Below are 15,011 nucleotides of genomic sequence, written 5' to 3' on the forward strand. Positions count from 1 at the left end.
ATTTGTCTGTTGGAAATTTGTAATTACTGAACATCTTCCATTTTGCCCAACAAGGCACGCAAACGTTCTTGCCATACTTGTTGCTCTTGCTTTAATTGCTCATTCTCATGAGTCAGAGACTCACGGCTGCTGGTAGCATTCTGAATTTCCTGAGACAAAGATCGATTTTTTTCTTTTAATTCTTCAATTTCCATTTGTAGCAGGGTAATAGTATCAATCGCCTGCTGAACCTTGGCTTCCAGCTTTTCAAAAACTTCAAATGACATTCTCGGTTCCCCCTTATAAGCAATTGTCTGATTGTATGTAGCCAACGCGCCCCTGTCTAGCAACATCCCCAACACATGAAAAATAACTACCAAATAAAAACCTCAAAGTGTCTCACACTTTAATTTTTAGCAAAATAGCGGATAAATGCGGATTCGCTCATTTTGTTGACACAACACACACATTTCAATTTCGCTATTTCTCGTTTCCGCGCATTAACGATAAATTTACATTTTCCTCCTTTCAATGCTGGAAGGCGACAATAATAACTACCCCTCTAAAATCTTCTTCGTAGGATAGAACATATGAGCCAAACCACTAGCACGACATTAACCGGACAATGTATCGCTGAGCTTCTTGGTACCGCACTATTGGTTTTCCTTGGCGTAGGCTGTGTTGCCGCTGCACGTATTGCCGGCGCACAATTAGGTTTATGGGAAATCAGTATTATTTGGGGCATGAGCGTTGCGTTGGCTGTTTATCTTACCGCAGGTGTTTCCGGCGCTCACCTTAACCCAGCGGTGACAATTGCCTTATGGTTGTTTGCCCGTTTTGACGGCAAAAAAGTTATCCCTTTTATTATTGCCCAGATGATTGGCGGCTTTATCGCTGCCGCTCTCATTTACATGATGTACTACAGCGTATTCCTTGATTACGAACAAGTACATAATATCGTTCGCGGTACTCCTGAAAGCTTGTTTACAGCGGGTGTATTCTCTACTTATCCAATGGCCTCACTGTCTATTTCTCAGGCTTTTATGATAGAGATTATCATTGCCGCTATTCTGGTCTGTTTAATTCTGTCACTCACTGACGATGGTAACGGTATTCCTCGCGGTCCTATGGCTCCGTTACTGATTGGTATTGTAGTTGCCGTTATCGGTGGCGCATTCGGTCCATTAACTGGTTTCGCGCTGAACCCGGCCCGTGACTTTGGTCCCAAACTAATTGCTTATCTAGCGGGTTGGGGAGATATTGCCCTGACAGGTGGACGTGAAATCCCTTACTGTCTGGTTACTCTGACCGCACCCATTATCGGCGGTATTGTGGGAGCATTTGGCTACCGCAAGCTTATTGGTCGCCATTTACCATCTGATGTTCATAAAACTGAAGATCAGAAGAAAAAGAGAGCCTAGAGTAGAGCATTACCAGAACAGGTTATTATCATGACAACAGAAAATATGATTGAGAAAAAATATATTGTCGCCCTTGATCAAGGAACTACCAGCTCCCGAGCGATAATTCTTGATCACAACGCCAATATTATCTCAATTTCTCAAAGAGAATTTGCGCAAATTTATCCTAAACCGGGTTGGGTAGAACACGATCCAATGGAAATTTGGGCAACCCAAAGCTCAACTTTGGTAGAAGTATTGGCAAAAGCGGATATTAGTTCTGATCAGATTGCCGGTATTGGGATTACCAACCAACGTGAAACGACGATTATTTGGGAAAAAGAAACCGGTAAACCTATCTACAATGCCATCGTTTGGCAATGTCGCCGTACCGCGGACGCATGTACTAAACTAAAACAAAAAGAGGGATTGGAAGAATATATTCGCCAGAATACAGGGCTGGTAGTGGACCCTTATTTCTCTGGCACCAAAATAAAATGGATCTTAGATAATGTCCCAGGCGCCCGTGAACGGGCTGAAAAAGGTGAGCTACTGTTCGGTACTGTGGATACTTGGCTGGTATGGAAAATGACCCAAGGCCGAGTTCACGTTACCGATTTCACAAACGCCTCTCGAACAATGCTGTTCAACATTCACAATCTGGAATGGGATCAGCATATTCTTGATGAGTTACAAATCCCGCGCTCCCTACTGCCTACCGTTCATTCATCTTCTGAGATTTATGGTCAGACCAACATCGGCGGTAAAGGCGGCACCCGGATCCCTATAGCAGGTATCGCAGGCGACCAGCAAGCTGCTCTATATGGTCAACTTTGTGTCCAACCGGGTATGGCGAAAAACACCTACGGAACAGGCTGTTTTCTGCTGATGAATACAGGTACAGATGCTGTGCGCTCCAATCATGGATTACTGACAACCATTGCCTGTGGTCCCCGCGGTGAAGTGAACTATGCACTTGAAGGTGCGGTTTTCGTTGGTGGCGCTTCTATTCAGTGGCTACGTGATGAACTGAAACTTATTGCAGATGCTACTGATTCCGAATACTTTGCCACCAAAGTTAAAAATAGTAACGGCGTATATGTGGTTCCCGCTTTTACCGGCCTTGGCGCCCCCTACTGGGACCCCTACGCCCGCGGCTCAATCTTTGGCCTGACCCGCGGCACCAACAGTAATCACATCATTCGTGCGACGCTAGAATCCATCGCCTATCAGACCCGCGATGTCCTGGATGCCATGCAGGCCGATTCAGGCACCCGGCTGCAAGCACTGCGGGTAGATGGCGGTGCTGTTGCCAATAATTTCCTGATGCAATTCCAATCAGATATCCTTGGCACCCGTGTAGAACGCCCTGTGGTGCGTGAAAGCACCGCATTGGGCGCAGCATTCCTCGCAGGATTGGCGGTTGGTTACTGGAAAGATCTCGATGAAGTGAAAAGCAAAGCCACCATTGAAAAAGAGTTCCGTCCGGGCATTGAAACCACCGAACGAAATTACAAATACAATGGCTGGAAAAAGGCAGTTGCCCGCGCACAGGATTGGGAAGATAAAAGCTAAGATTTGCTGAATAAAAGAGAGGGGGGAATGAATGCCCCCTTTCTTTAACTGCTTGATTAAACGACATGTCCGTGACGCTGCATCCTATGCGCCAATGGTAACCAGCAAATCAGGATCAAAACTGACGTAAAGAACATCAGCATACCCACGCTGAATTGATTATTTTGCGGCAGCATTGCGGATAACCAAGTTGCTAAGCCAGAACCAACATTCTGCAAACCGCCGACCAACGCCCCTGCTGCACCTGCCAGATAAGGAAATGGCTCCATTGCCCCGGTTGTTGCCAGAGGAAACAACATTCCTGCACCGAAGAAAAAGAGCGCGGCAGGCACCAATAGCGTCCAAATATTCATTACACCGAACCATCCTGGCAACCACATCAATGCACCGGCCAATAAACAGCAAACCACCGAATGCCACATCAAATTATAAAAAGTTCTTCCTTCTCGCCCGGCATACCACGCGCCAAAGAAAGCCGCTGGAATGGGCAAAATAAACAAAATACTGACGGTAATACTGTTCAACCCAAGCACTCCTCCCATCAGCACACCACTACAAGCCTCAAAGACCGCAATCCCTGACAGACCACCAATTAACATCACCAAATAAGCAGTAAACGAGCTATTCGATAACAGTTGATGGAAAGAAGTGAGCATTTTTCGTTTTTCGGTTTGCTGTGGCCGGGTTTCCGGCAACTTACAAAACACGTAATAAACGACACCAATACACAAAAGTAATAAAAATAGATAGCAGGAACGCCAACCAAAGAAATGCGCGACCACACCGCCAATCATCGGCGCAAGTAACGGGCTAACTAAAATTCCCATATTCAACAAACTATTAGCATAACGCAGCGCAGTGCCAGTATATAAATCCCTTGGCATCGTTCTGGCCATCACACCTGCAACTCCTGTTCCCAACCCCTGCAAAGCACTGGCAACAACCAACACATCCAAATTAGGAGAAAATAAAGCACAGACAGTCGCAAACAGGAAAATGATCATACCGGCCAGAATAACCGGGCGCCGGCCAATCTGGTCTGAAAGAGGGCCGTAAAAAAGCTGCGAAAGCCCATAAGAAAACAGATATGCGGCCATCACACGTTGTACAGAACCCGTCGACACATTAAAGTCTTTAGCAATATCTGCAATAACAGGCACATAGATTGTCTGTGTCATCTGCCCTACAGCAGCCAGTGCAATCAATGTCAGCAATAAATGAAAGTTTTCTAATTTTCTCATCGCATTCACAATAAGTTTATACAATTCATAAAGTCACAAGAAACCCCAGGCTATGTAAAAAATGGCCTGTATTCTCTTACTCCACTAATGTGACTAACTTAACAAATTTAAAATATTTTGCGAGATAGTGCACAATTTTATTTGTAGAAAAAATAACAGTTAATTACGCCATATCTGGCAACAAATATGTACATATAAAACTAAGTATTAATAAAATAATGGTTAATTTTTCTATAACACAGAATCGATAATGGTATTTATCTCTATAGGACTAAAATAGCGACGTAAAAACAAACGGTTCGGGGATTTCTTTCAGGATAGGAGATAAGTTCCAATGGCAAACTGGGTTACAGGAAAAGTTACACAAGTTATTCACTGGACGAATACCTTATTTAGCATCAGGATGCATGCACCGGTTGAAGAATTTACTGCGGGCCAGTTTGCAAAACTGGCGATGGAAATAGATGATGAACGGGTACAACGGGCCTACTCTTACGTTAACGCTCCGACAGATAATAATCTTGAATTCTATTTAGTGACAGTTCCTGACGGCAAACTTAGTCCACGATTAGCAGCACTGCAACCCGGTGATGATCTACTAGTGACAGAACAAGCCGCAGGTTTCTTTATTCTTGATGAAATACCTGATTGCAAAACATTATGGATGCTCTCAACGGGAACAGCCATTGGTCCTTATCTGTCAATTCTTCAACAAGGGGACTACCTGGAAAGATTTGAGAGCATCGTATTGGTGCATGCAGTCAGGCTCACACAGGATTTAAGCTATCTGCCCTTAATGCAACAACTAGTTGAGCGTTTCAATGGCAAATTACGCATTCAAACTATCGTCAGCCGTGAACAAAACCCCGGCTCACTGACCGGCCGTATCCCGGCACTGATTGAGAACGGCGAACTTGAGGCCGCAGTCGGGCTTACGATGAACAATGACAACAGCCATATTATGCTATGCGGTAATCCTCAAATGGTGAAAGATACCCAACAACTGCTAAAAGAGCAGCGTGGAATGACAAAACACTTACGCCGCAAACCGGGGCATATTACTAGTGAGCAATATTGGTAATTTCAGTCACCTTCGGCAGAAATAAAATCCACTTTCTCTGTTGCTTCACCAAACCGATTTGGTCCATCGGTGCCACGGAATACACCGCAATCAAGCACCATCATCACAATGATCAATGTGGGGATAAAACGGCCAATCCCCCATTGCCAGAACGGTGCCATGCCACCCCAGTCAACAGCAACCAACAATCCTGCCAGCAGCAAAAGCAGCGACCATCCTCCCTGCTTATTTCGGTCATGCAAACGCTTAACCATCATTGCCGTTGCAGGATACATCACCAAAACAAGGGCAAAAACAGCATAGTGCATAGCTATAGCTAAAGAATTCATTCCCTGAATAGTCAAGATAACAAACATCAAGGCCAGGCAAACACCAATGCCAATCCAGAATTCACGCCGCCCAATACGTCCTTTGAATGAAAAACCCCATTGTTGTAATGTCATCTATTCTTTTCCAATCGTGTATTCTGTTTCTCAGCGCAGTTTAACCTAAGCGAGCGGCAACATGAAAATGGACGTTAATAAATTTCTAGCCATAATATTCGCGGCAAGCATCATCGATTTGCCGTCGGTAGCCAATGCTGATGAATCCACAACCACTGGACCCACAGTGCAAGCAACCTATCTTCTACCAAATGCTCCCTCTTTTGATGAAACCATCCCGCGATTTCGCGAAAAATATAATCTCCGCAATCCGACATTGCCACTACACGAGTATCGGGTAATCATAAGTAAAAACATTTATCTGCCACTGACACGAGCTGCCAGCAGAATCAATGAAAAACTTTATTCTTCCGCCGTACTTGAGCGGGGAAGTGAAAAAATCAAAAGCCTGCAACTGACATTATTACCATCAGAAAGCGAAACAGAAACACAGAAAAACCACATTCTGGCAGAACAATACATGATAGCTCTGATGCGCCACTTTAACCCGACTATTTCACAGGAACAGAGCAAAGAGAACATTAATAACTTGCTCAGAAACAGCAAAAAATCGCCATTTTACAGCCACAACATCGGCGCCATTCGCTATATTGTGGTAAATAGTAGCGAAAAAACGCTTACTTTTGCCATTGAACCGATTAAGCTATGGTTATCTGAACCGGATAACTAATCAAATTTAGGAATAAAAAAAGCTATTGTTTGTAATGATCACTATACTGTGGAGCATTGATCTACCGAATTGATCCTAAATTCAGCTCACTACTTAAACTTCTCTGGTTGGAGGAAAAAACATGCGACATCCATTGGTGATGGGTAACTGGAAATTGAATGGCAGTACCCATATGGTAAACGAACTTATCACCGACCTGCGTAAAGAATTAAGCAGTATTACCGGCTGTGACGTCGCTATCGCGCCACCAGCACTTTATCTCTCTCAGGCTAAACAAGCGCTGGCTGGCAGTCGTATTGCTCTGGGCGCACAGGATGTTGACATTAACCTATCTGGTGCATTTACAGGTGAAACTTCCGCCACAATGTTGAAAGACATTGGCGCAGAATACATTATCATCGGCCACTCTGAACGCCGTACTTACCACCAAGAAAGTGACGAATTCATCGCGAAAAAATTCTCCATTCTTAAACAACAAGGTCTAATCCCTGTTTTGTGCATCGGCGAAACTGAACAGGAAAATGAAGCCGGACAGACTGAAACCGTATGCGCAAGGCAAATTGATGCAGTTCTGAATACATTGGGCGCAGAAGCATTCCAAGGCGCGGTCATTGCTTACGAACCTGTTTGGGCAATTGGTACAGGCAAATCAGCAACACCGGCACAAGCTCAGGCTGTGCACAAATTCATTCGTGATCATATTGCGAAAAGAGACGAAGTAATCGCACAACAGATCATTATCCAGTACGGTGGCTCTGTGAACGCGGATAATGCCGCTGAACTATTCGCTCAGCCAGACATTGACGGCGCATTAGTTGGTGGTGCCTCTCTAAAAGCTGATGCTTTCGCTATTATTGTAAAAGCCGCTGCTGCTGCGAAAAAAGCTTAATTCATATTTCAACGATAATTGACCGCCGTATGCCTACGGCGGCTATTCATTTTCAGCGCTGAATAATCTCATCAAACACACCGCCCGTCGCAAAATGCACTTTTTGCGCTTTTCCCCAACCACCGAATACTTTATCGACAGTAAATAATTCCAACTCAGGAAAAGAAGAGCGATACTTATCGGCAACTGTTTTATCACGTGGCCGATAATAGTTTTTAGCCACTATCTCCTGTCCAACGGGAGAGTAAAGGTATTGCAGATATTCTGTTGCTAGCTCACGGCTATGACGTTTATCAACGACCTTATCAACAACAGAAACCGTCGGCTCAGCCAGAATTGAAAGGCTAGGCGTCACAATTTCGAATTTATCTTTATCAAGCGCATTAATCGCCAATAATGCCTCATTCTCCCAGGCAATTAATACATCACCGATTCCACGCTCAACAAAAGTACTGGTCGCTCCTCTTGCGCCAGAATCGAGCACTTCAACATGCTGGTAAAGGGTTTTAACAAACGCTTTCGCTTTGTCCTGATCCTGATTGTTATGAATCAACCCATAACCCCATGCGGCCAGATAATTCCAGCGTGCGCCACCTGATGTTTTTGGATTAGGCGTCACAACAGATACGCCTGGACGAACCAAATCTGACCAGTCTTTAATCTGTTTTGGATTACCTTTCCGCACTAAAAAAACAATAGTTGAAGTATAAGGGGCTGAATTCTCTGGCAAACGCTTGATCCATGCCTTAGCTATCCGGCCACGTTCCGCAATGGCATCCACATCATAGGCCAAAGCCAGTGTCACCACATCCGCCTCAAGGCCATTAATAACAGAAGTTGCCTGTTTACCCGAGCCTCCATGAGATTGCCGGATTATCACTTTATCCCCTGTCTTCTGCTGCCAATAATCACTAAACGCTTGATTATATTGCTGATACAACTCGCGGGTTGGATCATAGGAAACATTAAGAAGTTGAAGATCTTTTGCCCATACGCTACTACTGGTAACCAACAGTAACGCCAATGCTATATGCCATCTGACTCTCACTTGAATCTCTCCCACACTGTTTTTGGCTGTTATGAAATCCAAGGCTGACAGAAAGCGTTATCACTCAGAAATAATTAAAAGCATTTATTTATATGCCATAGGAATATCTAAAGACAAATTACAGCCTCCAACGAGGCTGCAACAGATTTAGATTTGCCGGTATTGACGTGATCAATATAGCTTTTTCGCGGTTTCCAACCAATCCTGTTTAAACACGCGTTTCATATTCTGCACTGCATCAATGATGTCATGATGAACAAGTTTCTCGTTCTGAATACCAACACAACGACCACCATAACCTTCCAACAATAATTGGATGGAATACGCCCCCATACGGGAAGCCAGAATACGATCATAAGCAACCGGGGAACCACCACGCTGAACATGGCCTAAGACTGTGGCACGGGTTTCATGATGCGTCTCTTTTTCGATATGTCTCGCCAGTTCATAGACATCACAAACATGTTCGGTAATTGCAACAATGGCGTGGCGTTTGCCTTTATCGATACCCGCTTTAATTTCAGCTACGAGCTCATCACAACTAAATGAGACTTCCGGCAGAACAATAAATTCACAACCGCCTGCAATAGCGGCTGACAAAGTGAGATCACCGCAATATCGCCCCATCACTTCAACAATGGAAATACGTTTATGGGAAGTTGAAGTGTCACGCAGACGGTCAATAGCTTCAACCACCGTTTCCAGCGCAGTGAAATAGCCGATGGTATAGTCCGTACCCGCCACATCATTATCAATCGTGCCCGGCAAACCGATGCAAGGGAAACCCGCTTCTGTCAATTTCTTCGCACCAAGATAGGAACCGTCACCGCCGATAACAACCAGAGCATCAAGACCGTTTCTCCTCATATTCTCAATAGCGACGGTACGAACCTTCTCATCCCTGAACTCAGGGAAACGGGCTGAACCGAGAAAAGTGCCGCCACGGTTAATCATGTCGGATACACTAAAACGGTCAAGTTTCTTCATGCGGTTTTCATACAAGCCAAGATAGCCATCATAAACACCGAAAACTTCCAACCCTTCGGCTAATCCCGCACGGACCACACCACGAATAGCTGCATTCATACCCGGCGCATCACCGCCACTCGTTAAGACACCGATTCTTTTGATCCCATTGCTCATGATGACCTCTGACTTGTAGATGTAATAATTGCAAACCCGCTAACGGCGGACTCCGTATGCGATCACTTTGACTGAGAAATCTGCCTTTTTAACCTGCTACCACTTTAACCTGTTACCACCTGGCGTACTGAAACAATCAAGCTGAATTGATTCAACTTTCATATAATACGGTAAAAAACCAAGTCTGCGTTAACATAAGTCCCTTTTTTGAGATCAAGTTGGCTAAAAAGCCATTTAATTATGCTGCTATAGCTCTTAAGATCATCACTCAATTTCAGAGAAATCCTATCCTTAATCTTCCCGTTCACACTGGACAAGGGCTTACAACGTTTTTTGCTAACAAATTCGGCATCTTTTAAACGTTCATCCGCAATTTTGTTCAGTGCTGCATCCTCAGCCAACTCTCATCAACAACACAGAAACCAGCACTGCGGCAATCCATACCACAGTGCCGATTCAACATAATCTTTATTCATTACGTTGGCGTCTTTCCATCAGGTATAGAAATAACGCGTTAGGTGGAAAAATACCGGTGCCGCAAAGCATAAAGAGTCGATCCTGTCTAACATCCCTCCATGCCCTTCAATCATTTCACCGAAATCTTTAATGCCACTATCACGTTTTATCGCTGACATACACAAACCACCAATAAAACCCATCAACGTAATTGCTAACGACATCAAACCTGCCTCCCACGGAGAAAATGGCGTTACCCAGTAAAGTGACATTCCTAACAAAACGGAAGCCAAGATTCCCCCAGCAAAACCTTCAACTGTTTTATTCGGGCTCAACTTAGGCACGATCGGATGTTTGCCAAACAATTTCCCAAATACGTACTGCAAAACATCCGACATCTGCACCACAATCATTAAAAACAGCAATAATTCGACATTCTCCCCTTCATAACCTGGAATATCCAACATCAATAAAGCGGGCGCATGGCTAATACAGAATACCGCAACCAACATTCCCCACTGTATTTTAGCTGTTCGTTCCAGAAAGTTCGTTGTATCTCCAGCCAATGCAATACGAGCAGGTAAAAACAGGAAAACATAAACAGGAATGAAAATAGAAAACACGCCATACCACTCAATACCAACAGCAACATATTGCAATGGCATGAAAATAAAGAAACACCAGAACATCGCCTCATGGTCACTTCGTCGTGTTGGTGTCAAAGTGAAAAATTCCCGTAAAGCGAAAAATGACATACTCGCAAATAATAACACTGAACCGATTGGCCCAATAATCACCGACAACACACAAATAACACACATCCCCCACCAACCACGGATGCGGGCATTCAGATTATCGATTGTCGCATTACTGTTATCCCTTGAATATTTAGAAGAGAGTATTGCACCAACAATACTGGCAATAATTAACGGCACGAACATACCCCCCAACAACAGGAGTAGTTTATTATTAAGCATAGTCATAATATTAACGCCTCCAATGCCTGACGAGCTCGCTGTAAAAAATCAGCTTTTTCCTCCTTTGCACCTAATTTTTCCAAAGGTTGCCCAAATGTTGCCGAGCAAATAACAGGAACAACAAGTGCCGAGCCTTTTGGTAAGACCCTGTTTAAATTTTCCAAATAAACAGGAATAAGCTCAACATCAGGATATTTCTTCGCTAAATAATACAGACCGCCTTTAAACTTATTAATTTGTTCCCCACTTCCTCGTGTCCCCTCTGGGAACAAAATTAAAGACTCACCTCGTTTTAATACATCCTCCATTGGCGTAAGAGTATTTCCCTTTAAACAATCCTCACCTCTACGATCAATCAGCACAGCCCGAAAAACTTTATTGATAAAATATTTGCGCAGATAAGTCTTACTCCAATAATCACGGGCAGCGACAGGATGCACCCGAGAACGTAATACCCGAGGAAAACCAGCCCAAATAACTAACCCATCCAAATGACTCGAATGATTAGCATAATAAATTCGAGAAGCTACCGATGGCTTACACCCAATCCAACGAATTCTTACCCCAGTTAACAAACGGCAAAGTCCGGACAGGAAAGAACCCATACCTTTACTTACCAACGTCACTTCTTGTGATTTATTCATTACAAGCATCCTTCTCTTGTAATTCACTTAATATGACTCTGGTTCGCCGAATACATGTCCAAAGACAACCTAATGTGATAACGACTAATACCGCCAATAAAAGATACTGGCTCCATAACTGCGGTAAAAAAGCGGCAACAATTGAACTAACAGTAATTAATGCCATCCGATGTTGTTTTGCCATTGGGCCCAGGAAGCGTTGAGGCAAACCACAAGTACCCCCTAATAAGCGAATATAAGCCGTCAAAACAGCCAGTAATGCCGCAATACAGCCAAGAGAAACTGCAAACGGGAAAAGTGTTAAGCCATACCCTACCCCAATCAGAATAAAAGAATCAGCAATACGATCTGGAAGATCGTTAAAAACAGAACCAGCAGCCGTCTTCAATCCCCCTTCAACAGCAACCATACCATCCAATAAATTACATATTAGCCGACCTTGAATAAGCAAGGCGCCAATAATCAATAAAAGTGAAGTCAACCAAAAAGACTCGACTAAAAAACACACGGCAAAACACACGCCAGCTAATACAGCAAAAACAACGCTGGCAACAGATATGCCATTTGGTGTCGCCCCTTTACATTGCAACCATTTAGCCATCTTACTGGCCCACACTGCATTGCGTGTCTTGATCGGACGCCGATCTTTTACCTCGTTACCAGACATATCCTTTTCCCTTTTTGAGCACAAATGAACAATCAAATCTACTTAAGTTAAATGAAATAAGATAAACAGGATTGGTTAGAATAACAACAATAAAAAACCATCGGAAAGAGTACCGCCCGACCAAATCGGACAATTAATAGGCTAAAGGGCCTTGTCAGAGCTGACTCGCAACAGCTTCCATTTGTCATGAAAACAGCACGACTCTCACTGCAAAGAAGAAGACTCAACAGCCAGAGCACCACATCAGATCGCTTACTACAGAATTGCTCAAGGATCTCAGATATGAATAAAACCACCTTATACAGTTTTGAGATTAACTGTACTTATTCCATTCAATTTTCTAGCAAATAAACAAAACACACTTACTGCCTATTCCAACAGCCATAATTAATTACAAACCATTCTTATGAACGAACAGTGAACACAAAAATGTGCAAGAAATGGTGTTTCTTATGTAGTTGTTATAGAAGGAATAAAACCCTTATCAAGACTCAAATTGAAGAGCTGTGGATGCAAAGCCAAGCCAATCTGGAACGAATGATCGTTATTCTGGCCTTTATTTTTTCGTCTTTAGCGATGGCAACAAGAAAGAGTCATCTGATAAAATTAAAATAGCAAATAAAACCCTCGCTGATTATAAAAAAGAGCCACAAAGCAACAGGCAGAAAATTGATCTCAAAACTGGAGAACCAATTGGGTTAATAGAGTAACAAATCTAACCCTACATACTGGGTTGGACTATTTAAGGTATTATTCATTGATTATAAGGGGATTTTAAAATGAATTATCCACATCTCATCTACTGTATAATTGAAACCCTTAGCAAAAGCCCTTCGTATTTCGAGAGGCTTTTTATAACTCAGTTTACTGTCAGACAAAGAAATGCTCCCAGTTATCTGGCTGGAATATTCTTTAGATTCACCTCAAAGTTTTTTACTTAAAAAAGCCCGGTTATTCTTCTGGAGATGTGCAATATTCTGAGAATTTTTATATTTTCTATATCCTCATCGTAACGGTAGAGCATGATAAAAGGAAAATGAAGGACAATGAGTTTTCTATAATGCTCATCTGGGCTGTTACGAGCCTTTATGCCTATGCTTGCATATGGGGTAACTTTCAGAAGTTCAGCCATTTCCGAAAATTTTGTATCAATTTTACCAGCCAACAACAGCCCAGCCTGCTCAAAGAAGTAGAAATAAATTTGCTCCCGGTCAGTTTGGGCGGTTTCTTCCCATGAAATACGTATCACTTTATCCCCTGCTCAACTTATTACACAGTAGAGCCATCCGGCGATGACTTTCAGAATCATCAATAAAATGAGCCAAACCATTTTCACATCGGTCAATTGCTTTCTCAATTTCCGCTTCTAACCAGTGAGCATGGGTATTTTTTTGATACTCACGTTCTTCATTCGCCAACTCTTCGGCTTTTTGCCTCATTAACTTTGTTAAGTCTGTCTGATGGCGTTTGGCAGTTTGCATAGCTAAGCGCTTGGTTTCTTCATCAATACGAAAATGAATCGTCTCCATTCATCCTCCTTAGTTCACTATTGCCTTAAAGCATGTTGCCATTTGTGTTGTCATATTAGCAAAATAGCCTGAAAAATGATAACCCGCCATATTTAGGAGGCCAGTAAAAAGCAAGCCAGAGAAAACCGATTAACCCCGTGGGGAATAAAGATCTACAAACGACGAAAGGAGGCGATAAAGCGCAGTTTTGCGGATGCGAAGCAACATCACGGACACCGTTATACCCGTTTTCGTAGGTTGCAGAAAGTGCAAATACAGTGTCTTTTGGTAGCAACAACCCGAAATACCAAGTTGTCGAGTGACATTTTTAAAAACCAAAAATGGCAAGCAAAGAACTATTCCGATATCAAAAGAGTTAGAAAAGGAAATCAAACAGAAGTCAGGGGAATTATTTGACATTGATTACGAAAGCTTTCGTACAAAGTTAAAGTCAATAAAACCTGATTTACCAGAAGGACAAGCAACGCACGTTCTACGCCACACATTCGCGAGTCATTTTGTGATGAAAGGTGGAAACATTGTTGCACTGCAACAAATACTCGGTCATGCCAATATACAACAAACTATGGCGTATGCTCATCTGGCACCCGACTATTTGCAATCACGTTAAACCCACTGAATGGCGGCATGGAAATTTAGCAATCATAAGCAACCGTAGCACTCAAAAGTGTCCACACTTAAGAATTTCCATGCTACTTACAGTTGCTTATAAAATTTTTATCTGGTTGATTTTAAAGTGAATTAATCTTAGCTAGATAAAAAAATCCCGCCATAAGAGGGTGTCGCAAAAGGTTAAGGTCACTTTTTCAAGCATCAAGTTAAATTCAATCACTGACTTTGGGCAGCCTGTTATTTGTATGGATAACAGGCTAAAAATAATCCCTAATATCAGAGCCACCGCTCTTGATAAGTTATAGGCCATTGCATGCAGGGAAAACTCCAGCTTTACCGCTGACAATCCCTTACGCCGAAAGCGTTCCAGTCTCTGAATTCCCCGTAATGCCGAAAATACCGGTTCTACCAGGCTCTTTCGTTGACTCAATATCTGTTTTGACTCGGGTCGGGCCATATGCAAACGAAGCGCCTCCCTCCCTTCATCTTCCGGATAACGTTTTATTTTTCTTCCTCCTTTAGCCTTTGTGCAGCCCGCTTTCTGCGGGCATCCGGCACAATTGTCAGCGCTATAAACCCGATAGGGCCGCGTTTTTTCAGTGGCTTTCACTGTACTTTGCAGGGACAATTGGTGATGCGCAGGACAAATATAGCAAT

17 protein-coding genes and 2 pseudogenes are annotated in these 15,011 nt (G+C 43.2%); 8 read left to right on the top strand and 11 right to left on the bottom strand.

Annotated features, from left to right (window positions below; genetic code table 11):
* Positions 1 to 23: 23 nt before the first annotated feature.
* Positions 24 to 266 (bottom strand): septal ring assembly protein ZapB, encoded by a 243-nt coding sequence (gene zapB / locus C6H66_RS14295; RefSeq protein WP_036780129.1) that lies wholly within the window; start codon positions 264 to 266, stop codon positions 24 to 26.
* A 303-nt stretch (positions 267 to 569) separates the two neighbouring features.
* Between zapB and C6H66_RS14300 the strand changes: the two genes are divergently transcribed.
* Together C6H66_RS14300 and glpK are read left to right on the top strand one after the other, a co-directional pair.
* Positions 570 to 1,400: an MIP/aquaporin family protein gene (locus C6H66_RS14300; RefSeq protein ID WP_046397084.1), complete on the top strand. Its 831-nt coding sequence runs from the start codon at positions 570 to 572 to the stop codon at positions 1,398 to 1,400.
* A gap of 30 nt (positions 1,401 to 1,430) precedes the next feature.
* Complete coding sequence (glpK, locus tag C6H66_RS14305) at positions 1,431 to 2,954, top strand: glycerol kinase GlpK (protein WP_105395915.1); 1,524 nt, start codon at positions 1,431 to 1,433, stop codon at positions 2,952 to 2,954.
* Positions 2,955 to 3,010: 56 nt separating this feature from the next.
* Here glpK and emrD read toward each other — a convergent pair whose 3' ends face one another.
* Entirely contained in the window at positions 3,011 to 4,195 is a 1,185-nt protein-coding gene (gene emrD, locus C6H66_RS14310; RefSeq protein ID WP_105395916.1) for a multidrug efflux MFS transporter EmrD, read from the bottom strand.
* A 334-nt stretch (positions 4,196 to 4,529) separates the two neighbouring features.
* On the opposite strand from emrD, the gene fpr reads away from it, so the two are divergent.
* Positions 4,530 to 5,276, top strand: a complete 747-nt coding sequence (gene fpr / locus C6H66_RS14315; RefSeq protein WP_036814547.1) for a ferredoxin--NADP(+) reductase — start codon at positions 4,530 to 4,532, stop codon at positions 5,274 to 5,276.
* Between the two features lie 2 nt (positions 5,277 to 5,278).
* Here fpr and C6H66_RS14320 read toward each other — a convergent pair whose 3' ends face one another.
* Positions 5,279 to 5,719, bottom strand: a complete 441-nt coding sequence (locus C6H66_RS14320) for a DUF805 domain-containing protein (RefSeq protein ID WP_046397086.1) — start codon at positions 5,717 to 5,719, stop codon at positions 5,279 to 5,281.
* 67 nt (positions 5,720 to 5,786) lie between these two features.
* On the opposite strand from C6H66_RS14320, the gene C6H66_RS14325 reads away from it, so the two are divergent.
* Together C6H66_RS14325 and tpiA are read left to right on the top strand one after the other, a co-directional pair.
* The gene (locus C6H66_RS14325) at positions 5,787 to 6,389 is read left to right on the top strand and encodes a DUF1454 family protein (RefSeq protein ID WP_181150208.1); all 603 of its coding nucleotides are present in this window, start codon (positions 5,787 to 5,789) and stop codon (positions 6,387 to 6,389) included.
* Between the two features lie 121 nt (positions 6,390 to 6,510).
* The gene (gene tpiA, locus C6H66_RS14330; protein ID WP_105395917.1) at positions 6,511 to 7,278 is read left to right on the top strand and encodes a triose-phosphate isomerase; all 768 of its coding nucleotides are present in this window, start codon (positions 6,511 to 6,513) and stop codon (positions 7,276 to 7,278) included.
* 52 nt (positions 7,279 to 7,330) lie between these two features.
* Here tpiA and C6H66_RS14335 read toward each other — a convergent pair whose 3' ends face one another.
* From C6H66_RS14335 to C6H66_RS14360, 5 genes are all read right to left on the bottom strand, one after another.
* Positions 7,331 to 8,326 (bottom strand): sulfate ABC transporter substrate-binding protein, encoded by a 996-nt coding sequence (locus C6H66_RS14335; RefSeq protein ID WP_036780148.1) that lies wholly within the window; start codon positions 8,324 to 8,326, stop codon positions 7,331 to 7,333.
* 171 nt (positions 8,327 to 8,497) lie between these two features.
* Positions 8,498 to 9,469 (bottom strand): 6-phosphofructokinase, encoded by a 972-nt coding sequence (gene pfkA / locus C6H66_RS14340; protein WP_046397089.1) that lies wholly within the window; start codon positions 9,467 to 9,469, stop codon positions 8,498 to 8,500.
* A gap of 494 nt (positions 9,470 to 9,963) precedes the next feature.
* Positions 9,964 to 10,908: a phosphatidate cytidylyltransferase gene (locus tag C6H66_RS14350; RefSeq protein WP_181150209.1), complete on the bottom strand. Its 945-nt coding sequence runs from the start codon at positions 10,906 to 10,908 to the stop codon at positions 9,964 to 9,966.
* The gene (locus tag C6H66_RS14355) at positions 10,905 to 11,546 is read right to left on the bottom strand and encodes a lysophospholipid acyltransferase family protein (protein WP_036780155.1); all 642 of its coding nucleotides are present in this window, start codon (positions 11,544 to 11,546) and stop codon (positions 10,905 to 10,907) included. Before C6H66_RS14355 ends, C6H66_RS14350 begins: the two co-directional genes overlap by 4 nt.
* On the bottom strand, positions 11,539 to 12,213 hold the full coding sequence (locus C6H66_RS14360; protein ID WP_036780157.1) for a CDP-alcohol phosphatidyltransferase family protein: 675 nt from the start codon (positions 12,211 to 12,213) through the stop codon (positions 11,539 to 11,541). The genes C6H66_RS14355 and C6H66_RS14360 overlap by 8 nt, the downstream gene beginning before the upstream one ends.
* A 506-nt stretch (positions 12,214 to 12,719) precedes the next feature.
* On the opposite strand from C6H66_RS14360, the gene C6H66_RS14365 reads away from it, so the two are divergent.
* Positions 12,720 to 12,923, top strand: a complete 204-nt coding sequence (locus C6H66_RS14365; protein WP_105395918.1) for a hypothetical protein — start codon at positions 12,720 to 12,722, stop codon at positions 12,921 to 12,923.
* 227 nt (positions 12,924 to 13,150) lie between these two features.
* On the opposite strand, the gene C6H66_RS14370 is transcribed toward C6H66_RS14365, so the two are convergent.
* Positions 13,151 to 13,462 (bottom strand): type II toxin-antitoxin system RelE/ParE family toxin, encoded by a 312-nt coding sequence (locus tag C6H66_RS14370; RefSeq protein ID WP_105395919.1) that lies wholly within the window; start codon positions 13,460 to 13,462, stop codon positions 13,151 to 13,153.
* Between the two features lies 1 nt (position 13,463).
* Complete coding sequence (locus C6H66_RS14375; protein ID WP_105395920.1) at positions 13,464 to 13,742, bottom strand: damage-inducible protein J; 279 nt, start codon at positions 13,740 to 13,742, stop codon at positions 13,464 to 13,466.
* 72 nt (positions 13,743 to 13,814) lie between these two features.
* Here C6H66_RS14375 and C6H66_RS14380 point away from each other — a divergent pair.
* Together C6H66_RS14380 and C6H66_RS14385 are read left to right on the top strand one after the other, a co-directional pair.
* Positions 13,815 to 14,138, top strand: a pseudogene (locus C6H66_RS14380) (transposase); the annotation flags it as partial.
* Positions 14,023 to 14,381, top strand: a pseudogene (locus C6H66_RS14385) (tyrosine-type recombinase/integrase); the annotation flags it as partial. The pseudogenes C6H66_RS14380 and C6H66_RS14385, both read left to right, overlap by 116 nt.
* 112 nt (positions 14,382 to 14,493) lie before the next feature.
* Here C6H66_RS14385 and C6H66_RS14390 read toward each other — a convergent pair.
* Positions 14,494 to 15,011, bottom strand: a 518-nt coding sequence (locus C6H66_RS14390; protein ID WP_146111052.1) for a transposase, incomplete at its 5' end; no start/stop codon positions are given.

This window comes from Photorhabdus hindustanensis, from assembly GCF_002968995.1.
Taxonomy (GTDB): Bacteria; Pseudomonadota; Gammaproteobacteria; order Enterobacterales; family Enterobacteriaceae; genus Photorhabdus; species Photorhabdus akhurstii.